Annotated in this window: 19 protein-coding genes, 23 tRNA genes, 3 rRNA genes and 1 riboswitch; all 45 genes read left to right on the forward strand. The window is 35.2% G+C overall.

Translation table 11 applies throughout. The annotated features are described in order from the left end of the window. Positions 1-101 precede the first annotated feature (101 nt). The 45 genes from ACYQ39_RS11525 (at position 102) to ftsL (ending at position 22,813) form a co-directional block, all read left to right on the forward strand. A 23S ribosomal RNA gene (locus ACYQ39_RS11525) occupies positions 102-3,063 on the forward strand. A 43-nt stretch (positions 3,064-3,106) separates the two neighbouring features. Further along, a 5S ribosomal RNA gene (rrf, locus tag ACYQ39_RS11530) occupies positions 3,107-3,223 on the forward strand. Between the two features lie 89 nt (positions 3,224-3,312). Beyond that, positions 3,313-3,387: transfer RNA gene (locus ACYQ39_RS11535), tRNA-Gln, on the forward strand. 20 nt (positions 3,388-3,407) lie between these two features. Continuing rightward, a tRNA-Glu gene (locus ACYQ39_RS11540) sits at positions 3,408-3,483 on the forward strand. A 93-nt stretch (positions 3,484-3,576) separates the two neighbouring features. After that, a tRNA-Val gene (locus ACYQ39_RS11545) sits at positions 3,577-3,652 on the forward strand. 6 nt (positions 3,653-3,658) lie between these two features. Beyond that, positions 3,659-3,735, forward strand: a tRNA-Asp gene (locus ACYQ39_RS11550). Positions 3,736-3,752: 17 nt separating this feature from the next. Further along, positions 3,753-3,828, forward strand: a tRNA-Ala gene (locus ACYQ39_RS11555). A 5-nt stretch (positions 3,829-3,833) separates the two neighbouring features. Continuing rightward, positions 3,834-3,909: transfer RNA gene (locus ACYQ39_RS11560), tRNA-Lys, on the forward strand. Between the two features lie 4 nt (positions 3,910-3,913). Then, positions 3,914-3,989 (forward strand) — tRNA-Met (locus ACYQ39_RS11565). A gap of 46 nt (positions 3,990-4,035) precedes the next feature. Continuing rightward, positions 4,036-4,111, forward strand: a tRNA-Phe gene (locus ACYQ39_RS11570). Between the two features lie 8 nt (positions 4,112-4,119). Further along, positions 4,120-4,196, forward strand: a tRNA-Gly gene (locus ACYQ39_RS11575). 8 nt (positions 4,197-4,204) lie between these two features. Next, positions 4,205-4,281 (forward strand) — tRNA-Arg (locus tag ACYQ39_RS11580). 19 nt (positions 4,282-4,300) lie between these two features. Next, a tRNA-His gene (locus ACYQ39_RS11585) sits at positions 4,301-4,377 on the forward strand. Between the two features lie 5 nt (positions 4,378-4,382). Next, a 5S ribosomal RNA gene (gene rrf / locus ACYQ39_RS11590) occupies positions 4,383-4,499 on the forward strand. A gap of 89 nt (positions 4,500-4,588) precedes the next feature. Further along, positions 4,589-4,663: transfer RNA gene (locus ACYQ39_RS11595), tRNA-Gln, on the forward strand. Positions 4,664-4,685: 22 nt separating this feature from the next. Beyond that, positions 4,686-4,761, forward strand: a tRNA-Glu gene (locus ACYQ39_RS11600). A 93-nt stretch (positions 4,762-4,854) separates the two neighbouring features. Further along, positions 4,855-4,930 (forward strand) — tRNA-Val (locus tag ACYQ39_RS11605). Between the two features lie 6 nt (positions 4,931-4,936). Then, positions 4,937-5,013 (forward strand) — tRNA-Asp (locus ACYQ39_RS11610). Positions 5,014-5,017: 4 nt separating this feature from the next. Further along, a tRNA-Thr gene (locus ACYQ39_RS11615) sits at positions 5,018-5,093 on the forward strand. Positions 5,094-5,099: 6 nt separating this feature from the next. Then, positions 5,100-5,175 (forward strand) — tRNA-Lys (locus tag ACYQ39_RS11620). 4 nt (positions 5,176-5,179) lie between these two features. Next, positions 5,180-5,255, forward strand: a tRNA-Met gene (locus ACYQ39_RS11625). Between the two features lie 46 nt (positions 5,256-5,301). Next, positions 5,302-5,377: transfer RNA gene (locus ACYQ39_RS11630), tRNA-Phe, on the forward strand. A gap of 20 nt (positions 5,378-5,397) precedes the next feature. Further along, positions 5,398-5,482, forward strand: a tRNA-Leu gene (locus tag ACYQ39_RS11635). Between the two features lie 13 nt (positions 5,483-5,495). Further along, a tRNA-Gly gene (locus tag ACYQ39_RS11640) sits at positions 5,496-5,572 on the forward strand. An 8-nt stretch (positions 5,573-5,580) separates the two neighbouring features. Continuing rightward, positions 5,581-5,657, forward strand: a tRNA-Arg gene (locus tag ACYQ39_RS11645). Between the two features lie 21 nt (positions 5,658-5,678). Continuing rightward, a tRNA-His gene (locus ACYQ39_RS11650) sits at positions 5,679-5,755 on the forward strand. Positions 5,756-5,905: 150 nt separating this feature from the next. Beyond that, the gene (gene pilB / locus ACYQ39_RS11655; protein WP_459843213.1) at positions 5,906-7,597 is read left to right on the forward strand and encodes a type IV-A pilus assembly ATPase PilB; all 1,692 of its coding nucleotides are present in this window, start codon (positions 5,906-5,908) and stop codon (positions 7,595-7,597) included. Between the two features lie 12 nt (positions 7,598-7,609). Next, positions 7,610-8,656, forward strand: coding sequence for a type IV pilus twitching motility protein PilT (locus ACYQ39_RS11660; protein ID WP_459843216.1), 1,047 nt, complete (start codon positions 7,610-7,612; stop codon positions 8,654-8,656). A gap of 76 nt (positions 8,657-8,732) precedes the next feature. Beyond that, positions 8,733-9,884 (forward strand): type II secretion system F family protein, encoded by a 1,152-nt coding sequence (locus ACYQ39_RS11665; protein ID WP_459844355.1) that lies wholly within the window; start codon positions 8,733-8,735, stop codon positions 9,882-9,884. Between the two features lie 88 nt (positions 9,885-9,972). Continuing rightward, a riboswitch (cyclic di-GMP riboswitch) is annotated at positions 9,973-10,056 on the forward strand. Positions 10,057-10,311: 255 nt separating this feature from the next. Next, positions 10,312-10,728, forward strand: a complete 417-nt coding sequence (locus ACYQ39_RS11670) for a type IV pilin protein (RefSeq protein ID WP_459843218.1) — start codon at positions 10,312-10,314, stop codon at positions 10,726-10,728. A 218-nt stretch (positions 10,729-10,946) separates the two neighbouring features. Then, a complete protein-coding gene (locus ACYQ39_RS11675; protein ID WP_459843221.1) occupies positions 10,947-11,699 on the forward strand; it encodes a prepilin peptidase in 753 nt (250 codons plus the stop codon). A gap of 14 nt (positions 11,700-11,713) precedes the next feature. After that, the gene (locus ACYQ39_RS11680) at positions 11,714-13,294 is read left to right on the forward strand and encodes an O-antigen ligase family protein (RefSeq protein ID WP_459843223.1); all 1,581 of its coding nucleotides are present in this window, start codon (positions 11,714-11,716) and stop codon (positions 13,292-13,294) included. 15 nt (positions 13,295-13,309) lie between these two features. Next, positions 13,310-13,495 carry a hypothetical protein gene (locus ACYQ39_RS11685; protein WP_459843226.1) on the forward strand — a complete coding sequence of 62 codons (186 nt, stop codon included), beginning with the start codon at positions 13,310-13,312 and terminating at the stop codon, positions 13,493-13,495. Further along, entirely contained in the window at positions 13,492-13,944 is a 453-nt protein-coding gene (locus tag ACYQ39_RS11690) for a type IV pilus modification PilV family protein (RefSeq protein ID WP_459843229.1), read from the forward strand. Before ACYQ39_RS11685 ends, ACYQ39_RS11690 begins: the two co-directional genes overlap by 4 nt. 4 nt (positions 13,945-13,948) lie before the next feature. Continuing rightward, positions 13,949-14,506, forward strand: coding sequence for a PilW family protein (locus ACYQ39_RS11695; protein WP_459843231.1), 558 nt, complete (start codon positions 13,949-13,951; stop codon positions 14,504-14,506). Between the two features lie 15 nt (positions 14,507-14,521). Beyond that, positions 14,522-15,577, forward strand: coding sequence for a hypothetical protein (locus ACYQ39_RS11700; protein WP_459843234.1), 1,056 nt, complete (start codon positions 14,522-14,524; stop codon positions 15,575-15,577). A 15-nt stretch (positions 15,578-15,592) separates the two neighbouring features. Next, entirely contained in the window at positions 15,593-16,651 is a 1,059-nt protein-coding gene (gene pilM / locus ACYQ39_RS11705; protein WP_459843237.1) for a type IV pilus assembly protein PilM, read from the forward strand. Beyond that, a complete protein-coding gene (locus ACYQ39_RS11710; protein ID WP_459843239.1) occupies positions 16,644-17,225 on the forward strand; it encodes a PilN domain-containing protein in 582 nt (193 codons plus the stop codon). The genes pilM and ACYQ39_RS11710 overlap by 8 nt, the downstream gene beginning before the upstream one ends. After that, positions 17,209-17,787, forward strand: a complete 579-nt coding sequence (gene gspM, locus ACYQ39_RS11715; protein ID WP_459843242.1) for a GspMb/PilO family protein — start codon at positions 17,209-17,211, stop codon at positions 17,785-17,787. Before ACYQ39_RS11710 ends, gspM begins: the two co-directional genes overlap by 17 nt. Then, positions 17,762-18,298, forward strand: coding sequence for a hypothetical protein (locus tag ACYQ39_RS11720; RefSeq protein WP_459843244.1), 537 nt, complete (start codon positions 17,762-17,764; stop codon positions 18,296-18,298). Before gspM ends, ACYQ39_RS11720 begins: the two co-directional genes overlap by 26 nt. Then, positions 18,276-19,847 carry a type II secretion system protein GspD gene (locus tag ACYQ39_RS11725; protein ID WP_459843246.1) on the forward strand — a complete coding sequence of 524 codons (1,572 nt, stop codon included), beginning with the start codon at positions 18,276-18,278 and terminating at the stop codon, positions 19,845-19,847. The genes ACYQ39_RS11720 and ACYQ39_RS11725 overlap by 23 nt, the downstream gene beginning before the upstream one ends. A gap of 153 nt (positions 19,848-20,000) precedes the next feature. Further along, complete coding sequence (locus ACYQ39_RS11730; RefSeq protein WP_459843249.1) at positions 20,001-20,270, forward strand: LysO family transporter; 270 nt, start codon at positions 20,001-20,003, stop codon at positions 20,268-20,270. 2 nt (positions 20,271-20,272) lie between these two features. After that, positions 20,273-20,872, forward strand: a complete 600-nt coding sequence (locus ACYQ39_RS11735) for a LysO family transporter (RefSeq protein ID WP_459843252.1) — start codon at positions 20,273-20,275, stop codon at positions 20,870-20,872. Between the two features lie 459 nt (positions 20,873-21,331). Next, the gene (rsmH, locus tag ACYQ39_RS11740; RefSeq protein ID WP_459843254.1) at positions 21,332-22,264 is read left to right on the forward strand and encodes a 16S rRNA (cytosine(1402)-N(4))-methyltransferase RsmH; all 933 of its coding nucleotides are present in this window, start codon (positions 21,332-21,334) and stop codon (positions 22,262-22,264) included. A gap of 57 nt (positions 22,265-22,321) precedes the next feature. Continuing rightward, the gene (gene ftsL, locus ACYQ39_RS11745) at positions 22,322-22,813 is read left to right on the forward strand and encodes a cell division protein FtsL (RefSeq protein ID WP_459843257.1); all 492 of its coding nucleotides are present in this window, start codon (positions 22,322-22,324) and stop codon (positions 22,811-22,813) included. Positions 22,814-22,817 lie beyond the last annotated feature (4 nt).

A 22,817-nucleotide genomic window follows, 5' to 3' on the forward strand; every position in this document is an offset into this window, starting at 1 on the left:
GCTGAGGGTAGTTGGAATGTTACATTGTTTAGTTTTGAGAGACTGAGTCTCTCGTAATTGCACCTTGAAAACTGCACAATAACAACGATTAACCGAGTCTAGATTAAACTAGTAAGGGCGTATGGTGGATATCTAGGCGCCAGAAACCGATGACGGACGTGGCAAGCTGCGATAAGCCTTGACGAGCTGCAAACAAGTGATGACTCAAGGATATCCTAATGGGAGCACCTGACATGGTAACCCATGTCATCTTAGAGTGAATTAAAATAACTCTAGGAAGGTAACCGGGTGAACTGAAACATCTTAGTAACCCTAGGAAAAGAAAGCAAAAGCGATTCCCTAAGTAGCGGCGAGCGGAAGGGGAATAGCCCAAACTGTAATAGTGTAAAAGCTCATAGGCATTGCTATTATAGAGTCGTAGGGCTATCACGATACTACTATGAAGTATCATAAGCTGACTTTTAGCTAGTCGAAGTGGTTGGAAAGCCACACCACAGAAGGTAATAGTCCTGTAGATGAAAGTTAAAAGAGGCTTAGATAGTACCTGAGTACCATGAGTCACGTGGAACCTCGTGGGAAGTAAGGAGGACCATCTCCTAAGGCTAAATATTATCTGGCGACCGATAGTGAACCAGTACCGTGAGGGAAAGATGAAAAGAACCCCGAGAGGGGAGTGAAATAGACCTTGAAACCATATGCTTACAAGCGGTCAGAGGGCGTATATATATCAGCCTAATGGCGTGCTTTTTGCTTAACGAACCGGCGAGTTATGTGAAGTGGCAGAGGTTAAGCCTAAAAGGTGAAGCCGTAGCGAAAGCGAGTCTGAAGAGGGCGCAAGTCGCTTAGCATAGACCCGAAACCGAGTGACCTATCCATGGTCAGGATGAAGCAGGTGTAACAGCCTGTGGAAGTCCAAACCGCGTTGGCGTTGAAAAGCCATGGGATGAACTGTGGATAGGGGTGAAAGGCCAATCGAACTCGGAGATAGCTGGTTCTCCCCGAAATAGCTTTAGGGCTAGCCTTAAGACGGCTGTATTGGGTGTAGAGCACTGATTGGACTAGGGGCTTACCCAAGCTACCGAATCCATTCAAACTCCGAATCCTAATACAGAAAGCTTAAGAGTCAGACTATGTGGGATAAGCTTCATAGTCGAGAGGGAAACAACCCAGATCGCCAGTTAAGGTCCCAAAGTGTAGACTAAGTGGCAAAGGAAGTGAGACTGCCTAGACAACCAGGATGTTGGCTTAGAAGCAGCCATTCATTTAAAGAGTGCGTAATAGCTCACTGGTCGAGTGGTCTTGCGCCTAAAATATCCGGGGCTCAAGTCTACCACCGAAACTGCGAATTGGTTATCCAATGGTAGGGGAGCATTCTATACGGACTGAAGCAGTACCGGAAGGAGCTGTGGACTGTATAGAAGCGATAATGCCGGTATGAGTAACGAGAAACAGGTGAGAATCCTGTTCGCTGAAAGTCCAAGGTTTCCTGAGCAAGGCTCGTCCGCTCAGGGTAAGCCGGGACCTAAGCCGAGGCCGAAAGGCGTAGGCGATGGATAGTCGGTCAAAATTCCGACGCTACCTATTAGCATTTGAGCGAAGGGGTAACGCAGGAAGATAGACTTGCCTGTCAACGGTATGACAGGTTGAAACACTTAGAAGGATGGTTTAGGCAAATCCGGACCATTGATAACTTTGAAGTGTGATCAGGAGTTCCTACGGGAACGAAGAAGTTGATTCTCTACTGCCAAGAAAAACCTCTAGCAAGGTGATAGGTACCCGTACCCCAAACTGACACAGGTGGACTGGATGAGAATTCTAAAGCGAGCGAGTGAACCTTCGTCAAGGAACTCGGCAAACTAGCCCCGTAACTTTGGGAGAAGGGGTGCCTCAATAGAGTTATGCTCGAAGAGGTTGCAACAAAGAAGCTTAGGCGACTGTTTACCAAAAACACAGGTCTCTGCTAAGACGCAAGTCGAAGTATAGGGGCTGACGCCTGCCCGGTGCTGGAAGGTCACGGGGATATGTTAGGACTTAGATCCAAAGCATTGAACTTAAGCCCCAGTGAACGGCGGCCGTAACTATAACGGTCCTAAGGTAGCGAAATTCCTTGTCGGGTAAGTTCCGACCTGCACGAATGGCGCAACGACCTAAGCACTGTCTCGACGAAGGACTCGGTGAAATTGAAGTGTCTGTGAAGATGCAGACTACCCGCGGCTGGACGGAAAGACCCCGTGGAGCTTTACTGCAGTCTGATATTGAACTTTGGTACACTATGTACAGTATAAGTGGGAGGCATTGAAATCGGCGCGCTAGTGTCGATGGAGCCATCAATGGGATACCACTCTTATTGTGCCGGTGTTCTAACTACGCACTGTAACCCAGTGTTAGGACAGTTTCAGACAGGCAGTTTGACTGGGGCGGTCGACTCCTAAAGAGTAACGGAGTCGCCCAAAGGTTCCCTCAGTGCGGTTGGAAATCGCACGAAGAGTGTAAAGGCAGAAGGGAGCCTGACTGCGAGACATACAGGTCGAGCAGGGACGAAAGTCGGGCTTAGTGATCCGACGGTAGAGCATGGAATTGCCGTCGCTCAACGGATAAAAGTTACCCCGGGGATAACAGGCTTATCTCCCCCAAGAGTTCACATCGACGGGGAGGTTTGGCACCTCGATGTCGGCTCGTCGCATCCTGGAGCTGGAGCAGGTTCCAAGGGTTGGGCTGTTCGCCCATTAAAGCGGCACGCGAGCTGGGTTCAGAACGTCGTGAGACAGTTCGGTCCCTATCCGCCGTGGGCGCAGGATATTTGAGGGAAACTATCCCCAGTACGAGAGGACCGGGATGGACGTACCGCTGGTGGACCAGTTGTCAACCAATGGCATTGCTGGGTAGCTAAGTGCGGAACTGATAAGCGCTGAAAGCATCTAAGCGTGAAGCAGATCTCAAGATTAGATATCCCATGGAATAATCCAGTAAGTTCCCTGATAGACTATCAGGTAGATAGGCCAGGAGTATAAGTATGGTGACATATTAAGCTGACTGGTACTAATAGAACGAGGGTTTAATCTAGATAAAGTTATTATTGTGCAGTTTTGAAAGTGTAATAAATAATTCTGGTGGTGATTGCGGAGGGGCAACACCTGTTCCCATCTCGAACACAGTAGTTAAGTCCTCCAGCGCTGATGGTACTATAGGGGTAGCCCTATGGGAGAGTAGGTCGCCGCCAGAATTGATTGAAGTTTTCAAGTTTTTCTCTTGACAAATTAGAAGAGTTGAGATATAATAATTCTCGGCTTGAGTAAGAGACAAACTTATTAATGGGGTGTCGCCAAGTGGTAAGGCACAGGACTTTGACTCCTGCACTCGTTGGTTCAAATCCAGCCACCCCAGCCAAAAGCTTAATTGCCTTATAGGCCCCCATCGTCTAGTGGCCTAGGATACCAGGTTTTCATCCTGGCGGCAGGGGTTCGAATCCCCTTGGGGGTACCAAACTACAGTTAACAGTTTACAATTAACAATTTACAGTTAAGTTCAAAGTAAAAAGTTTAAGGATTTAGATTTTTAACTGTAAACTAAAAACATGGGCGAATAGCTCAGTTGGGAGAGCACCTGCCTTACAAGCAGGGGGTCACAGGTTCGAGCCCTGTTTCGCCCACCATTATTTGGGGATGTGGTGTAGCTGGTTAACACGCCGGCCTGTCACGCCGGAGATCGCGAGTTCGAATCTCGTCGTCCCCGCCAAATTAATAGGAGTGTGTGGGGATATAGCTCAGTTGGGAGAGCGCTTGTCTGGCAGACAAGAGGTCACCGGTTCGAGCCCGGTTATCTCCACCAAGCTTGGGCCATTAGCTCAGCTGGCAGAGCACCAGACTTTTAATCTGGGTGTCGGAGGTTCGAATCCTCCATGGCTCACCAATAACGCGGGGTAGAGCAGTTGGTAGCTCGTCGGGCTCATAACCCGGAGGCCACTGGTTCGAATCCAGTCCCCGCAACCATAATAATATTTTATAGTAATAGTTCTTAAGAGTGTAATCATAATGTGGCGAGATAGCTCAGTCGGTAGAGCAGTGGATTGAAAATCCTCGTGTCCCCGGTTCGAATCCGGGTCTTGCCACCACTTATTATGCGGGAGTAGCTCAGTTGGCTAGAGCACCAGCCTTCCAAGCTGGGTGTCGCCGGTTCGAGTCCGGTTTCCCGCTCCATTTGATAAGTGCTTGTAGCTCAGCTGGACAGAGCAACGGCCTTCTAAGCCGTGGGTCGGGGGTTCGAATCCTCCCAAGCACGCCACTGTTTAATCGATATTATGGTGGATGTAGCTCAGTTGGTTAGAGCGCAGGATTGTGGCTCCTGAGGCCGTGGGTTCAAATCCCATCATCCACCCCATTTTATCTAGTGATGATTGCGGAGGGGCAACACCTGTTCCCATCTCGAACACAGTAGTTAAGTCCTCCAGCGCTGATGGTACTATGGGGGCAGCCCTATGGGAGAGTAGGTCGTTGCTAGAATTTATTAAAGATTTTAAGTTTTTATCTTGACAAGTTAGTAGAGATGAGATATACTAATGCTTGTCTTGAGTAAAAAGCAAAGCTATTAATGGGGTGTCGCCAAGTGGTAAGGCACAGGACTTTGACTCCTGCACTCGCTGGTTCAAATCCAGCCACCCCAGCCAAAAGCTTAATTGCCTTAAATAGGCCCCCATCGTCTAGTGGCCTAGGATACCAGGTTTTCATCCTGGCGGCAGGGGTTCGAATCCCCTTGGGGGTACCAAACTACAGTTAACAGTTTACAATTAACAATTTATAGTTAAGTTCAAAGTAAAAAGTTTAAGGGTTTAGATTTTTAACTGTAAACTAAAAACATGGGCGAATAGCTCAGTTGGGAGAGCACCTGCCTTACAAGCAGGGGGTCACAGGTTCGAGCCCTGTTTCGCCCACCATTATTTGGGGATGTGGTGTAGCTGGTTAACACGCCGGCCTGTCACGCCGGAGATCGCGAGTTCGAATCTCGTCGTCCCCGCCACTATGCTGACGTAGCTCAATTGGCAGAGCAGCTGACTTGTAATCAGCAGGCTACCGGTTCAAGTCCGGTCGTCAGCTCCACAAAAAGGGCCATTAGCTCAGCTGGCAGAGCACTAGACTTTTAATCTGGGTGTCGGAGGTTCGAATCCTCCATGGCTCACCAATAACGCGGGGTAGAGCAGTTGGTAGCTCGTCGGGCTCATAACCCGGAGGCCACTGGTTCGAATCCAGTCCCCGCAACCATAATAATATTTTATAGTAATAGTTCTTAAGAGTGTAATCATAATGTGGCGAGATAGCTCAGTCGGTAGAGCAGTGGATTGAAAATCCTCGTGTCCCCGGTTCGAATCCGGGTCTTGCCACCACTTTAGAGCTAACTTAATATGCGAAGGTGGTGGAACTGGCAGACACGCTAGACTTAGGATCTAGTGCCGCAAGGCGTGTGGGTTCGACTCCCACCCTTCGCACCATATTATATATCATGCGGGAGTAGCTCAGTTGGCTAGAGCACCAGCCTTCCAAGCTGGGTGTCGCCGGTTCGAGTCCGGTTTCCCGCTCCATTTAATAAGTGCTTGTAGCTCAGCTGGACAGAGCAACGGCCTTCTAAGCCGTGGGCCGGGGGTTCGAATCCTCCCAAGCACGCCATTTGAATAATTAAATATTGTGGTGGATGTAGCTCAGTTGGTTAGAGCGCAGGATTGTGGCTCCTGAGGCCGTGGGTTCAAATCCCATCATCCACCCCATTTAGTACTCCACTATTTAGTGGAGATTTTTTATTTTTTGTTAAGTTAGCAGGGATATGTTGTATACTATTGAAGTATAATAATAGAATAGTAGGCTGATGATTGTAAAATCATGGTTAAAAAGAACAAAAGGTTTTGGGGGTCATAATAATGCTCCGAAAAAAGCGTCTTGGTGATATATTAGTTGAAAGTGGTTTTATTACAGAGGATGAGTTAACAGAAGCTCTAGAACAGCAAACAGAAACTGACAAAAGGTTAGGAACTGTTTTAAAAGAAATGGATTTAATAACAGAGCAGGATGTAGTAGAAGCATTAGAATATCAATTAGGGATTCCTCAGGTTGATCTAGATAAATTTATAATTGATTCTGATGTTATAGATTTAATTCCATCTTCTTTAGCTAAAAGGCATCGAGTGATTCCAATTAAGAAAGAAGAAGGTAAACTTACTGTTGCTATGGAAGATCCACTAGACGTGTTAGCAATTGATGATATTAGAATTAAGACAAACTATGAAGTTAATCCTGTAATTGCTACTCAATCTGAAATTGAATATGCTTTAAATCAATATTATAATAATACTGATTTAGTAAATGAATTTGTAGAAGAAATGAATCTAGATACAGAAGAAGAAAATACAAATCTAGAAGTAAATCAATTACGAGAGATGGTTGAAGAAGCTCCTATTGTTAGATTGGTCAATAATATTATTAATGATGGTGTGAAATTAAGAGCTAGTGATATTCATATTGAGCCATTAGAAGAGAATGTAAGAGTTAGATATAGAATTGATGGTATTTTACATACTGAGACAGAAGTACCAAAGCATACTCATTCTGCTCTTGTATCTCGAATTAAAATTATGGCTGATTTAGATATTGCTGAAAGAAGACTTCCTCAAGATGGTAGGGTGCAGATGACAATTGATGACCAGGAAATAGATTTGCGAATTTCTACTCTTCCTACTGTGCAGGGGGAGAAGGTTGTTATTAGGATTTTAGATAAGAATAATTTAATGTTAAATATTGATGAATTAGGTCTTTTATCTAAAAACAAAAGTATTTTTAAAAAGATGATTAATCAACCTCATGGGATGATTTTAATTACTGGCCCAACTGGAAGTGGTAAGACAACCACTCTTTATTCTGCTTTGAGCTCTCTAGATACTGAAAATGAGAATATTATTACTGTAGAAGATCCAGTTGAGTATAGGTTAAATGGTATTAACCAGGTTCAAGTTAATCCTAAAGCAGGGCTTACTTTTGCTAGTGGTTTAAGAGCTATTTTACGACAAGATCCTGATGTAGTAATGATTGGAGAGATACGTGACCAAGAGACAGCTGAAATTGCTATACACGCTGCTTTAACTGGTCATCTAGTCTTAAGTACTCTACATACTAATCAGGCTGCTGGAGCCTTATCAAGATTGGCTGATATGGGGATTGAACCATTCTTAATAGCCTCTTCAGTAATGGGAGTAGTAGCTCAGAGATTAGTTAGAACTATCTGTTCAAATTGTAAGGTAGAAGCTGATACTCCACTTATCGATTCTCAGTTAGAGAATTATTTGGGAGTAGGTGAGAAGAAGATTAAATTATATCATGGAACAGGTTGTCATCAATGTAATGGTACTGGTTATAAAGGAAGAACAGCTATTTATGAAGTGTTGGAATTAGATTCAGAAGTTAAACAATTGGTAGTTGAAGAAGCATCAGCTACAAAAATTGAAGAGGAAGCAAAGAAGAAAGGTATGGTTACTTTAGAATCTAGTGGTTTACAGAAAGTAAGTCAGGGAATAACTACGCTAAAAGAGGCTATGCGAGTTACAAAGGTTAATTTTTAAGGAGTGGTAATAATGGAGCTAGTTGAGCTATTAAGCCAAGGAATTAAATTAGAAGCATCAGATATTCATCTAACTGTAGGAGCAGAACCTATAGTTAGAGTCAATGGTAGGTTAGAAAAGATAGGAACTGAGAAAATTACTAAAGAGGAACTTAGAGGAATGATTGCTGATATGGTAGATCAGGAAGAAGCGAAGATACTTAAAGAAGAAGGAGAGGTTGATTTTGCTTATCAGTGGCGTGATTATCGTTTTAGAGTTAATGCTTTTCAGCAGCAAGCAAATCCTGCTTTAGTATTACGGATAATTCCGACTGAAATTCCTAAGTTAGATGATCTAGGATTACCAACTAAATTAAAAGAGTTGGCTTTACAGCCTCGAGGCTTATTTTTAGTTACAGGACCAACTGGAAGTGGGAAGTCAACTACTTTAGCTGCTATGCTTGATTTAGTTAATCAGCAGAAGGATAAGCATATTATAACGTTAGAAGATCCAATTGAGTATGTTCATCAACATAAGAAATCAATTATTAATCAGCGAGCTGTAGGTAAAGATACAGCAGAATTTGCAACTGGATTACGTGCTGCCTTAAGACAAGATCCAGATATTATTTTAGTAGGTGAAATGAGAGATTTAGAGACTATCTCAACTGCTATTACAGCAGCAGAGACTGGTCATCTAGTCTTAGCAACTCTACATACTAATGGAGCAGCTGAAACTATTGATCGAATTATTAATGTTTTTCCGCCGCACCAACAAGCTCAGATTAGGACACAGCTGTCTTTAATTTTACAAGGAGTTTTATCACAACAGTTAATTTCTACAATTGACGGTTTAGATAGAGTAGCAGCTACAGAGTTGTTAGTAGTAAATTCAGCAGTTAAGAATCTAATTCGTGAAGGTAAAAGCCATCAATTAGAGTCAGTAATGCAGACTGGTAGAGACAAGGGGATGCATACTATGGATTATTCATTACGTGATTTATATAGACAAGGAAAGATTAAGCGTCAAACAGCTTTAAATAAATCTAATAATATAGAGACTCTTAAGAATCTAATTTAGAAAGGAGTGGCTAGTTATAGATCATATTTTTCACTATAAAGCTCGTAATAGACAAGGAGAGTTAACTGAAGGAAATATAGAAGCTGAAAGTAAGAAGATAGCAGTTAATCAATTAAGAGAGCAAGGTTATTATATTACTTCAATTGAAGAAGAAACTTCTAATTTTGATTTTAATTTTGAATTTTTAACTTGGAAAAAAGCTAGTGTAGAAGAGTTAGCTTTATTTAGTAGACAATTTGCTACTATGATTAATTCAGGACTTTCATTAGTTAGAACACTCAATATTTTATCGGAGCAGGTAGTTGCTTCTAAATTAAAGGACTCTATTATTGCTATTAGAGAAAGGGTAGAGAGTGGTATGACCTTATCAGAAGCAATGATAAAGGAAGATAAAGTCTTTCCTAAATTATTTATTACTATGGTAGAAGCAGGAGAAACTGGTGGTATATTAGATGGTGTTTTAGAGGAGTTGGCTCAGTATTTTGAAAAGGAGAATGATTTAAAGCAGAAAATAACCTCTGCGTTAGTTTATCCTATAGTAATCACCTTGGTAGCTTTAGGAGTAGTCTTTTTTTTAATTACAGTAGTATTACCTACTTTTGTAGATGTCTTTTCTAGTATGGATATTGAATTACCCTTATTAACTAGATTATTATTATATGGTAGTAGTTTAGTTTCAAGCTATTGGTATTTATTTATTTTGGTTTTAGTTGTCATAATTGTTAGTATCTATTATTATTATCAGACTGACCAAGGGAAAAGAAAGATAGATGGAATACTACTTAAGTTACCTTTATGGGGTGATTTAGTGGTTAAAGTATCAGTGGCTAGAATAAGTAGAACCTTATCTATTTTAATTAATAGTGGAATATCAATTTTAGAAGGACTTGAAGTAGTAAGTAAGGTTGTCTCTAATCAAGTTATAGCTGATAAATTGGCATCTGCTCGACAAAGTATTAGTGAAGGAGAAAGTATTACTTTGCCTTTAAGTGAAGATGATACCTTTCCTGAAATGGCACTACAGATGATAGAAATTGGAGAAGAGACAGGAAATCTAGAAGAGATGCTTAATAAGTTAGCTGATTTTTATGAACAAGAGGTTGAATATAAAGTCGATAGTATTATTTCATTAGTTGAGCCAGCTTTAATTGTAGTATTGGGAATAATAATTGGAGGTATAGTACTTTCAATTATGTTACCTATGTTTGGTCTGATTCAAAGTGTTTAAAGCAATTTAGTATTATAAAAATACTTGATATAATTTGGTATTAATGATATATTAATCCAAAAGGAATATATGTATAATTAAAGAATTTCTTAATATAGGAAGCAATGAAGTATGACTTATATCTGGTCACCTAGGTTATACTGAGCTATTGGTGAAACCGTCCTATCTTAAATTAATTTTTAAGATTATAGGGCGGTTTTTTGTTATTTATAAATGATGTAGTGTCAGTGTAAGGAATCAGTATTAGTAAAGTCAAATTTATAAAAATGAGGTTATGTGAGAGTGTTTAAAAACCTAGCCTCTATCCTAATATTTCATTATATGTATAAAATATGGAAATGGGTTCATTTTAATTTATGTTAAGCAGGATTTTATTAATCAATTATAGAAGTAATATAATGTATTTTCATATAAAGGAGGATTTATAGTGATAAAAAAATTAAGAGATCAGTTTAAGACTTTAGCAACTAGAGAAGAAGGTTTTACTTTAATTGAGTTGATGATTGTAATTGCTGTAATTGGAACTTTAGCAGGAATTGCTATTCCGCAATTTGGTGGAGTAAGAGATAAAGCAGATATAGCTGCTGTAAAAAGTGATCTAAGAAATATTCAGGCAGGTTTAGAGATGTATAATGCGGAAGAGGGTGAATATCCAGCAAGTTTAAGTGATATTAACGACTATATTACAAATGTGGATACTAATAAGTATAGTACAGGTAGCGGTTACTCTACTTCTGGTTCTTCCTATACAATTGAGTATGAAGTAGATGTAGATATTAATGATGACGATACTGTTAATAATAATGATAAAATAACTGTTACACCTGGAGGTATAAGTGAATAGTAGTCATTTTTCAGCACCGTTTTTGGTGCTGATTCTCATATTACTCTTTTCAGTTTACAGTTTGCAATTTACAGTTTACAGTTAAGATTAAGACCAATTAAAATTTAAGAAACATCTTTACTAAAATAATCTTTTTATTTTTAAAAGGTTTTAGGTTTAAATAAGAAAAACAATGCGACTTTTTACAAATAAGTAATTTAGAGCAGGTGAAAATAAGTATGTCATTAGGAGTTATAATATTTACCTTTGGTTTAATAATCGGTAGTTTCTTGAATGTAGTAATTTATCGGCTACCAAAGAAAGAACCGATTGTTTTTTCTAGATCTTATTGTCCAAGTTGTGAAACTAAACTCCAACCTATTGATTTAATACCAGTGCTAAGTTTTATTTTAACAAAAAGCAGTTGTCGTTATTGTGGGAGGAAAATATCATACCAGTATCCAATAGTAGAACTAGTAACAGGTCTACTTTTTTTTACTTTATATAAACAGTATTATTTTACTATAGAATTTTTTCTTTATGTGTGGTTGATCTCTTTATTAATAGTGGCTAGTTTTATTGATTTTAAATATCAGATCATTCCTAATCAACTTACTTACTTAGGTATTGTATCAGGGTTAGGTAGTAGTTTATTAACGGGCCAACTTAACTTTAAGAGTTCATTAAGTGGTATAGTTATTCCAGCTATTTTTTTATTATTGATTATATTTATTACTAAAGGTGGTATGGGATTAGGTGATGTTAAGTTAATAGCAATGGTAGGTAGCTTTATAGGAGGATTATATTCTTTAGTAGCTATTTTTATTGGTGCTTTTATTGGTTCAATTATAGCTTTGTTTTTATTAAGTAGTGGAGCTAAAGAATGGGGAAGTCGACTTCCTTTTGGCCCTTTTATTGCCTTAGGTAGTTTAATAATGATTCTATGGGGGAATCAGATTATTAATTGGTACCTTAGATTATTTTTATATTAGGAAGTGTGAGTAGAATGAAGTTAAAGAAGAAAAACAATACTAGATATTTGATACCAATAGCTATTATAATGGGGGTAGTTCCTTTAGTATTATTTAGTAAGCAGATTTCTATCGCAGGAATATTGAAATCCTATTGGTCTAAAGATTTAGACTTTTTTTCTTATTATAAGATGGTTGTTTTCTTGCTAGCTACTTGTTGTGCTTTAATATCTTTTATAACTTATAGTTTTGGTGAGGGTAAACTTAAAAAGACATATTATTATCTTCCAATAGAGATTTATGTTATTTGTATTATCCTTTCTACTTACTATGCAAAGACTAGTTCTGTAGCTTTGTGGGGCTTTCCTAATAGATATGAAGGAATGTTTGTACTTCTATCCTATTTATTAGTCTTAGTTATTACTCTAAATTTAGTAGAGACTGAAGGAGATATTAAATTTTTAATAATTACTCTCTTTTTATCAGCAACTATTATTGGGTTGATAGGAATTTTGCAGTATTTTGGTTTTGATTTATTTACTACTAAATTAGGTGAGAAGTTGATTCTATCCTCTAAACTATCTAGTAAAGTTAATGGTATTACTGCTAAATTTGATTATATTTTTTCTACTTTATATAATCCAAATTATGTAGGAAGTTATATGGCAATGATATTTACTCTAGGATTAACTTTATATATACTAAGTCAGAAATTAAAATCCAAAATATTATTAGGGCTGTTTAGTTTATTGATTTTTGCTAATTGGCTAGGATCTCTTTCTCGAGCAGGGATAATTGGTGGTTTTGTAGCCATTATTCTGTTAGTTATATTGGTAAAAGAAGAGTTAATTAAGCATTGGAAAGCTATCTTAGTATTAGGTATTGGTTTTACGCTAGTCTTTATAGGTATGAATCAGGTGGGAAAGAATCGGTTAGTAGAAGAGTTCTTTTCCTTTGTAGATGAGACTAAGATAGCAACTGGTCAGAAGAATTCAAATCAACTTAAAGATGTTATAATTAATGATAATCAGTTGATTTTAGTTACAGATAAAAGTAAGTTAAAAATTAAAGTTATTACTAATAATAAATTATTATTTTTTAATGAGGCAGAAAAAAGAATCAACTATACCTTAAATCAAAAAAATGGAGTAATAGAATTAGAAGATAAGAGATATAAAGATTATAAGTTTAAGTTATTAGAAGATAAACAGATTTTACAATTTTCTTATAATAATAAAGAAGCCAATTTTAGGATTACTGAACATAAGAAAGATAAAGAGCTATGGATTATTGGTTTTCAAAATAAAGGATATAAGACAGGTGATATTGAAAAATGGGGTTTTGTTGGTATAGAAAGATTAGGTTCTGGTCGGGGATATATCTGGTCTAGATCACTTCCTATGCTAAAAGATACATCTTTTATAGGATTTGGCCCTGATACCTATGCCCTCTATTTTCCTCAATTTGATAGTGTAGGAAAGTTAATTACCTTTGGAACGACTAAAATTATAGTTGATAAACCTCATAATATGTATTTACAAGTTGGGATCAATACAGGACTAACTTCCTTACTTGCTTTATTAATTTTATTTGGAACCTATTTTATTTCCAGTTAGCAACTTTATTATAATATGAAATTGGATACTTACTATAAACAGGTAGGAGTAGGTGTCTTTACTGCTTTTATTGCTTATGTAATAACTGGTCTGTTTAATGATAGTGTGATTTCAGTAGCCCCAGTCTTTTGGAGCTTACTAGGAATAGGAATTAGTATTAATCTACAGTTGCAAGAAAGTAGGTTTGAGCAGAATCAATGATCTATACAAGTGATTATCAAAAAGAAACTGGATTTACATTGGTTGAAGTTGTAGTAGGAATTACAATATTATCTCTTGTCTTGATTCCTATATTAGGAAGTTTTATTGGTGGTTTTCAGATGATAACAGATACTAATAAGAAGACACAAGCGCTATCTTTAGCTAGATGGGCTATAGAAAGTGTAAAGGGTTGTGCTAGTAATAGTGATCAATTTACTATTTCAGAGATAATAGATAAGTTAAAGAATTTACAAGGAGTAACAATAAAACAGGAATTAAGTAATGCTTTATTAATTGTTGATCCTAAACAGTCTGAGTTTGAAATTAAGATTGAATTAGTTAATCAAGCCGGGCCAACTTTAAAACAGGTAACAGTAACAGTATTTTGGTTAGATAAAAGAGGAGATAAGGAAGAAGTAAAGTTGATGACCTTACTGACTAACAGGTGATAAAATGAAAGATAGAGCAGGTTTTACTTTGATTGAAGTTCTAATTGTGTTAGGTATTATTGGTATAGTTGGAGCTGCAATTGTTGGTATTTTACTGACTGGTTGGAAGATAGAGAAATTAACTCAGCAGACAGTTTCAGTCCAGAGAGAAACTAGAATTATTCTCTTAAGATTGACTAGAGATCTGCATAGAACACTAGAAATCAATCATTCTCTTAAGGATAATTGGACAGCTAAGGCAGTGAGCCTAGCAGTAGATTTGAATGGGAATGGTAAATTAGATAAGGGAATTGATCAGTATAGAAGGTATGCTTATAGTTCTCAAAAAAAGAGGATTGATTATTGGCAAATCACTATTAATGATTCGAATAAAGATAAGTTATCTAATCTAAACTGGGGTTCTTCTACTCGGCAATTTGCCCAAGATCAGATTGAGAAAGTGAATTTTACTTATAATGTATTACAGAAGGGTATAGAAATAGATTTAACTTTAAGACAATCATTTAAGAGAGATAGAATTAAAGATAAAGTTTTATTGAGAGCATTACAGGCTAGTTTATAGAAAGAAGGTAGGTCTATGTTCCAGAATCAAGAAGGGTCAGTTATTGTTTTGACTTTATTAACTACATTAGTATTATTGACGTTGGTTACTGGAATGCTAACTTCTTTAGTTAGTGAAGTTAAGATTAATGAAACTAGAAAGAAAGAGCTGCAGACTTTTTATTTAGCAGAAGCTGGTTTGGAGTATGCTAGAGATAAATTTGCTAATGATAGTTTCTGGAAAACCGCAGATAAAGAAGGACAATTTAAGTTGGTTACAGAGAGACTTCCAATTGACATAAATAAAGAATATAAAACAGAGATAACTAAAGAGATAACTGATAATCAAGTAACTTTTACTTCATTAGCTAAGTATAAAAATAATACTAAGAGAATCTCTGCTACTTATAGATATCAAAATAATAATAGTAGTCAAGCTTTTAACTATTCAGTTTATTCAGGAAATGAGATTAAGATTAAAAATAATGCTACTATTATTGGTAATGAATCTGGTGGAGATCTCTATTCTACTGGTGAGATAAATATGGGTAATAATATTTATTTAAAAAGTTCTATTCTCAAGGAGGAAGAAAGTGATAATCTTTTTCCTGAGATTGAGATTGATAGTTTAAGGAAAAAGGCTGATTATTTGATAACAAGAGATAGTAAGGATCCGATGCTTATTGAAGACGGAATCAACTATATTGATGGTGATGTAGAGTTTCATAAGAATAATATTCAAGGCTCAGGTGTCTTAGTAGTAGATGGTAATTTATCAGCTAAATCTAATTGGCAGATCACACAAGGTAGAAAAGGCCCTTTTTTGGTTATAGTAACTGGAGATATTAACATTAAAAATAATGCTTATTTAGAAACTCTATTATATTCACAAGGTAGTATTAAACTATGGAATAATGTAGAAATAGTAGGTAGTCTAATAGCTCAAGATAGAATAATAGCTAAGAATAATTTAAAGATAGTATTTGATAATTCTTATTTAGATACTTTTAAGAGGCAACAGGTAGATTATAGTTCAGAGCATGAGTCAGATTCAGAGGGTAAATTACAGCTAGTCAGTTGGCAAGAAGATTAGAAATGAGGTGGGGTAATGGGGTTAGTAGCTACTATAAAACATAAGTTAGGTAATATATTTAATAAAAAGGTAATCGGTGCTGATATTGGAGAAGAATTAGTTAAGCTGGTAGAGGTTGAAACTAACTTAGGAAATATTGTATTGAACAATTTAGCTGTTCTAGAAACCCCTAAAGAAGCAGTTAAAGATGGTAAACTAAAGAAGTTAGCAGCCTTAAAACAAGTTTTAGAGATTAAATTATCAGAAAATAATTTCAAAGCTAAAAATGTTGTTACGGCAATTAGTGGTGAGGAAGTTATTAGTAGAATGGTAGAGATACCTAAGATGCCACAAGAAGAGCTTACAGAAGCAATTAAGTGGGAAGCAGAAGAAAAGTTACCAATTAATATTCAAGAAGTAGTCTTAGATTATGAAATCTTAACTGAAAATTTAGAAGGAGAGTATCAAGTATTAATTATAGCCGTTAGACATGATCTGATTGATAAGTATATAGAGTTATTTGAAGGGTTAAATTTGAATCTAGTAGCTATTGAGATTGAGCCAATTGCTATAGCACGAACTATTAATCAATTGTATAATAATTCTTTACTTGGAATTTTAGATATAGGAATGAAGACGACAGATATTTCAATTATTAAAGAGGGTAGATTATTATTTACTAGAACAATTGATTTAGGAGGAGTTGATATTACTGAAGATATTGCTGAAAATAAAGAGTTAACCTTTGAACAGGCAGAGGAATATAAACAACAGACCAATCTATTTGTTGAAAATAATACTAATTTAATTATTCGAAATTTGACTACAGCAATTTATCGTTCCTTAGATTATTTTGAAGTTAAGTATAATAATAAAGATCTAGAGCAGATTATTATAACTGGTGGTGGAGCTAAATTAGCTGGTTTTACTGATTATTTAGCAACTGAATTTGGTTTAAAGGTAGAAAAAATGAAATTAGAGGGTAGACTAATGACCAATATAACGGATATAAGTAATAGACAGTTGAAAGAGACAGCTCAGTATTTAGGAGTTAGTATTGGGTTAGCTTTAAGGGAGGAAGAAGAAAGTGATTAATTTATTACCTCCTGAATATTTAGAAAATCGTAGATTAGGTCAAAATAAGTTAAGGATTCTAATAATTAGTTCAGGAATAATTATTTTATTTTTAATAGTTGGAGGTATTTATCTTAATCTAGTATTTAATATTACAGAGATGGAGTCCAAACTAGATATAGCAAGAAAGAAGTTGGTTCAAGTTAATCAACAGGTTGCAGATATTAAAGGGATCAAAGCAGATAATAAAAATTTAGAAAAACAATTAGCGACTAATCAGATACAAGGGCCAAAAGTAGCTATAACGCCAGCTCTGCAAGAGTTAAAACTAGTAGTAACAGAGGTGAGTTGGTTAGAGAAGTTAACTTTTTATCGGCAACATCTATTTAAGTTACAAGGTTATGCTCTAACTAGAGAGGAGTTTGGACAAGTTGTAGCTAAATTAAAACAATCAGCTTATTTTAGTTGGATTACAATAGATTTTGTTAGGCAGAAAAAGTTAAGGTTACAAGGCTATCAGCCAGCAGAGGTAATTTATTATCAATTAAATGGAGAAATCAATAAGGTAGGGAATAATCATGCAGTGGTTGACTAACTTATGGGCCAAATTAACTAAAAGAGAGCAGATATTACTGACTAGTGGAATGTTAATTATTTTGGGAGTGATCTTTTATTTCTATCTTTATCAACCACAGGTCAAGAAGTTAAAGCAGAGCAGAGATAATCTAGGAGGAATAATTACTAGTTTAAAGGCTAAAAAGACTGTTCTACAGCAAGAAAAAGAAGTTAAGCAGAAGAATAGAAAGTTAATTAAAGAATTAAAACAGAAACAGGCCAAATTTTTAAAGGAAGGTCAAGAGTTAGATTTAGTAGTTAATTTAAATCAGTTAGCTACTAAGATAGAAGTTGGTCTATTAGATATTAGCTCTAGTAGGATTAAAAATAATAAATTAAGTATTCAACTGCAACTACAAGGAAGTTATCAGCAACTTTTAAATTATATAAAGAATGTTGAAGAATTAGAAAAATTATTATTAGTTGATAACTTAAATATTACAAGGATAGGAAAAGCTAAATTAGAAGCTAATTTAAGGTTGGTTGCTTACTTTATAGAGCAAGGAGGGACAGCAAGTGAAGTTGGCCCGGAGAAGAATTAAGTTAAATGATAATCTAATTAAGATACTAGGGGTAGTTCTTATCTTTTTCTTATCCATTAGTAGTGGATTAATAGTTTATAGATTATTAAATAAGGAAGATAGTAAAGAAGAAGAGTTGGCAAAATTTAGAGATCGACTAGATAGATTAGTTACAGTCAAAAGATATCAATCTAATAGTCAAGAATCTATCAAACAGGAGCAAGTAAAAGAGATTAAACAGAATTATCCAGTTAGTAATCCATTTCAAATTCAACTGCCAAAGGTAAAAAAAGAAGAAACTATACAACCAGTTAAATCTTCTCTGCCTAAGTTTAAATTAGTAGGAATTATTAAGAAGAATAATAGTCAATTAGCTATCTTGCAATTAGCTAATAGAACAGAATTAGTTACAGTAGGTGGTAGATTAGCTGGTTGGCAGGTTGAAATAATAGGGGAGAGACGTATATTAGTAACTAAAGATAAGCAGAGAGTGACTTTGACTATAGGAGGTGATAGCAATTATAGATGGTAGAGTAAGATACTTAATAATTGGAATAATATTAATTAGTTTATTATCTAGTGTGGGGTTGGCCCAGCAGAATAAGCCTAAATTAAAACAGATTAATCTCAACTTCAAGAATGTAGAACTACGTGATGCTTTTAGAGCTGTAGCAGATATTGCTGGAATGAATATAGTAGCTGATAATTCTGTTAAAGGAAAGGTAACAGTTCATTTAGAGAGTGTATCTTTTTTTGAAGCAGTTAAGTTTTTAACTAAGACAAATGGTTTAGAGTATCAAATTATTGATAATACTGTCTTGATTGGAACTGCCGAGAGTTTGCAAGATAGTTTTAAGAGGCAAAATAAAGCTAATAAAATAGAAGTTAGTAAAGGAAAAATTAATCTTAATTTTGAAGATATGGAATTACAAAATGCTTTTAAGGCTATAGCAAATAGTGTTGGAAAAAATATTATTATTGATAATTCAGTAGAAAATAGAAAAATAACAATCAAATTAAATAATATTACTTTTCTAAAGGCTGTAGAATTATTAACTAAGTCTAATGGTTTAAGCTACAAGGTTATGGATAATACTTTATTAATAGGAACATCTAAAAGTTTACAAGCTAATTTTGCTAAAAAGATAACTAAAGTATTTAAACTAAAAAATTCTAAACCAGATAAGATTAAGAAAAGTCTACAACAATTTATTAGTCAAGATAAGATTGCAGTTGATAAACGAAGTAAGAGTTTAATAATTACAGCCTATAAGAAAGAAATGAAAGCAATTGCTAAAGTTATTAAAAAACTAGACCAACCACAAAGACAAGTAATTATAGAAGCTAGAATAGAAGATGTATCATATGATAAGTTAAAAGATTTAGGGATAAATTGGAGCTTTGCTCAAGAAGGTTCTGCAGGAGAAAAAGTATGGGATAGCGATACAGGTGGTAGTAATGGTAGTGGGGTTCTTCCATCTGGAAGGTTAAATATTGGAGATGTTTCAATGAATTATAACTCTATTATTAAAGCATTGAAGTCAACTGGAGATTCAACTACTTTAGCTAACCCTCGAATAGCTACAGTCGATGGTAAGGAAGCAGTGATTGATGTTGGTCGAGAAGTTCCAATAGTAAAAAAGGAAGCTGATAAGGACGCTGGAACTACCACTACTAGTGTTAGTTTTAAAAATGTAGGAACTGTATTAAGATTAACGCCTCAAATTAATAGCAATGATCAGATAAGACTTAACATTAAGCCAGAAGTGAGTAGTGTTTATGACTGGCAAGGTGATTATCCAGTAATTAATACTAAAAAAGTTGAAACCAATATTATAGTTGAAGATGGTAAAACAATAGTAATTGGTGGTTTGATTTCAGAAAGTGAAATTGAGAAATTATCTGAGGTTCCTTTGTTAAGCAGCGTTCCTATTTTTGGTAAATTATTCCAGAGTCGTAATAAAACAAAAGAAAAAAGAGAATTGATTATTTTTATTACTCCCAAGATTTTAGAAGACAATAACCAACAAGAAAAGAAAGTAAGTAAGGCTAATAAAAAGGAAGATAGTATATCAAAATGATATGTAAAAGGCTTTCTATAGAAGTAGAAAGCCTTTTTAGCTGATATAACTAAAAATCAGATTAGAATTAGGTTAATTTCTGGCAAGATTGAGTATGATTATGTTATAATTAAAAAAGCTGTTTTAAAATTAATGGGGTAAGGGGTGAAAATAATGTGGATAATTATTTTTTCCTTAATACTAGGGCTATTAATAGGCAATTTGCAGTTATTACCAGAATATGTATTAGATTTAGCTGATTATTTAGTATTAGGAGGATTATTATTATTATTATTTACTATGGGATTACAGATTGGTGCTGATCCTCAGATAGTCAATAGTTTAAATCAGATAGGATTAAATGCTTTCATTTTAGCATTAGGATCAGTATTAGGTAGTATAATAATTATGTTAGTTTTTGAATTATCAAGCCAGGGGGAATAAAGATGTTAATTTCTATTATTATTGTTATTATTATAGGAATACTATTGGGACATTCTATAATTCCTAGCTTATGGATTGATTCTTTATCGTCTCTGTCTACTATTTTGTTAGCTTTTCTATTGTTAGGTGTTGGGATAGATCTTGGTAGAAATCAAGAATTATTACATAAACTAAAGGAGTTTGGGCTTAAAATAATATTAGTTCCTATTTTTATTGCTTTAGGAAGTATAATTGGTACCGTTCTAAGTGGTAAGTTATTAGGTATGCCTTTTAATGAATCTAGTGCTATAGGAGCAGGATTTGGATGGTATAGTTTATCAGGGGTGTTGTTAACAAAGATATATAGTGCTAAATTAGGGGCTTTGGCTTTTTTGACTAATGTATTTCGTGAAGTAATTGCTATTGTTTTAATTCCAGTCATGGCTAGGTTAGGAGCTAAAGTATCTATTGTTGCTCCAGGGGGGGCTACAACAATGGATACTACTCTGCCTTTAATTTCAAAGACTGTTGATCAGACTAAAATAGTAGTTATTTCTTTTATTAGTGGTGCTGTTTTATCTGCTTTAGTTCCTATTTTAGTGCCCCTATTAATTAAGTTGTAATTTATTTTTTAAAGATTGCAAATACCCATTTGAAAGGAGCTGGTACTTTAAATCCTCCTCCTACTGCCTTTAAATCCTCCTCTTCGTTTTTAGACCAAGTGAATAAATAATCAATCTTCATAGCAATACCTCCCTTCTAGGGATATTTAATTCAAGGGAATTTAAATCTATTAAATTTATCTAGATGAATGATCAAATTGTTCAATAGTAAAATTATTCTTTCAATAATTTGTGTTAAATTATATAAAATAAGATAATGGGAATTCCCTTATTTTATATTTATGTGCTAGGAGCAAAAAAGTTACAATTTTTCTGATACTACAAACTAGATCTAACCAGAATATAATGGGAATAAATTACTTTTTATCCCAATTTGTATTGCGAAATATTTCTCTATATAATACAATATGTAATGTCCTTTCATTTACTTATATATACTTATATAAAAGGGTGATATTTATGGAGTTTAATCATATACCTGTAATGTTGAATGAAGTTTTAGATTATCTTGATTGTGAAGATGATGGAATTTATGTTGATTGTACTTTAGGAGGAGCTGGTCATGCTCAAGAAATCGTTAAACAACTTGATCAGGGCAGATTTGTTGGAATTGATCAGGATCAAGCAGCAATTGAAGAAGCAAAAGGTAAATTAAGCCAGTATGATGTACAGATTGATTTAGTCCGAGATAATTATAAAAATCTGGATAATATTTTGGATCAACTAGATATTGATTTGGTTGATGGAGTTTTATTTGATTTAGGAGTTTCATCATATCAATTGGACAATCCTGACCGAGGTTTTAGTTATAGATACGAAGCTCCGTTAGATATGAGAATGGATCAACGTCAAACTAAAACTGCAGCAGATATAGTTAATAATTATTCTAAAGATCAGCTGACAACTATTATTCGTAAGTATGGAGAAGAGAAATGGGCTGCTAGAATTGCTCAATTTATTGTTGAGTCTCGATCCAAGGAAAGAATTGAAACAACTACTCAGCTAGTAAAATTGATTAAACAGGCTATTCCAGCTTCAGCTAGAAGGAAAGGACCTCATCCTGCCAAAAGAACTTTTCAGGCTTTAAGAATAGCTGTTAATAATGAATTGGAAATAATAGAGAATGTGTTAGAAGATGCAGTAGCAAGGCTAAAGCCAGGAGCTAGAATCTGTGTTATTAGTTTTCACTCACTAGAAGATAAAATTGTAAAGCAGAATTTTAAGGAGTTAGCTATTGATTGTATTTGTCCTCCTAAACTTCCTATTTGTGGTTGTGATAAAGAAGCTAGGGTTGATTTTTTAACTAAAAGCTCTATTGCACCTACAGAAGAGGAAGTAGCTCATAATCGTAGAGCAAGGAGTGCTAAATTAAGAGTAGCAGAAAAGATATAAAAGATGATTTATTCTAAAAATCCCTTGAGTTCTAAAGTTAAAGGTGGGTGAATAAGATTGGGAATAGGGAATAATAAAAAAAATCAAGAGCAGCAATTTTTTTTGCAACAAGGTAGCTCTCAATCTGAATCAACAAATGATCAACAATTCAAGCGAATTCTATGGGGAATCTTTATAATAGTATTAATTGTGATTCTGATTTTAATACATATTAATCAATATGTACAATTATCAAGAAAGAATTTAAAGGTAGAAAAGTTAAAGGAAAAAAGGAATCGTCTAAAATCAGAAAATGCACATTTACAACTCAAAATTTCTAATTTAATGTCTTTAGAGCGGATTGAAGAGGTGGCTAAAGAAGAATTGGGAATGAAAGAACCAGATCAAGTACATTATGTTGTACTTGATAATGAACAAAAGAAATCATCTCAACAAGCTAGTTCTAAAGAAAAAAAGCAGGCTAATAACAGATCACAGCAGAATATTACAGATAAAATTATGGCTTGGATTGATAATTTAGCTAATGTGCAAGCTGATACTTTAGAATAATCAA

The sequence above is a fragment of the Halanaerocella petrolearia genome (genome assembly GCF_054657875.1).

Excerpts from the sequence above, each read along its gene's own strand:
- gspM (WP_459843242.1), top strand. The coding sequence starts at position 17,209 with ATGCAGTGGTTGACTAACTTATGGGCCAAATTAACTAAAAGAGAGCAG.
- ACYQ39_RS11680 (WP_459843223.1), top strand. The coding sequence starts at position 11,714 with ATGAAGTTAAAGAAGAAAAACAATACTAGATATTTGATACCAATAGCT.
- ACYQ39_RS11730 (WP_459843249.1), top strand. The coding sequence starts at position 20,001 with ATGTGGATAATTATTTTTTCCTTAATACTAGGGCTATTAATAGGCAAT.
- ACYQ39_RS11685 (WP_459843226.1), top strand. The coding sequence starts at position 13,310 with ATGAAATTGGATACTTACTATAAACAGGTAGGAGTAGGTGTCTTTACT.
- pilB (WP_459843213.1), top strand. The coding sequence starts at position 5,906 with ATGCTCCGAAAAAAGCGTCTTGGTGATATATTAGTTGAAAGTGGTTTT.
- ACYQ39_RS11700 (WP_459843234.1), top strand. The coding sequence starts at position 14,522 with ATGTTCCAGAATCAAGAAGGGTCAGTTATTGTTTTGACTTTATTAACT.
- ACYQ39_RS11690 (WP_459843229.1), top strand. The coding sequence starts at position 13,492 with ATGATCTATACAAGTGATTATCAAAAAGAAACTGGATTTACATTGGTT.
- ACYQ39_RS11675 (WP_459843221.1), top strand. The coding sequence starts at position 10,947 with ATGTCATTAGGAGTTATAATATTTACCTTTGGTTTAATAATCGGTAGT.
- ACYQ39_RS11660 (WP_459843216.1), top strand. The coding sequence starts at position 7,610 with ATGGAGCTAGTTGAGCTATTAAGCCAAGGAATTAAATTAGAAGCATCA.
- rsmH (WP_459843254.1), top strand. The coding sequence starts at position 21,332 with ATGGAGTTTAATCATATACCTGTAATGTTGAATGAAGTTTTAGATTAT.
- pilM (WP_459843237.1), top strand. The coding sequence starts at position 15,593 with ATGGGGTTAGTAGCTACTATAAAACATAAGTTAGGTAATATATTTAAT.
- ACYQ39_RS11735 (WP_459843252.1), top strand. The coding sequence starts at position 20,273 with ATGTTAATTTCTATTATTATTGTTATTATTATAGGAATACTATTGGGA.
- ACYQ39_RS11695 (WP_459843231.1), top strand. The coding sequence starts at position 13,949 with ATGAAAGATAGAGCAGGTTTTACTTTGATTGAAGTTCTAATTGTGTTA.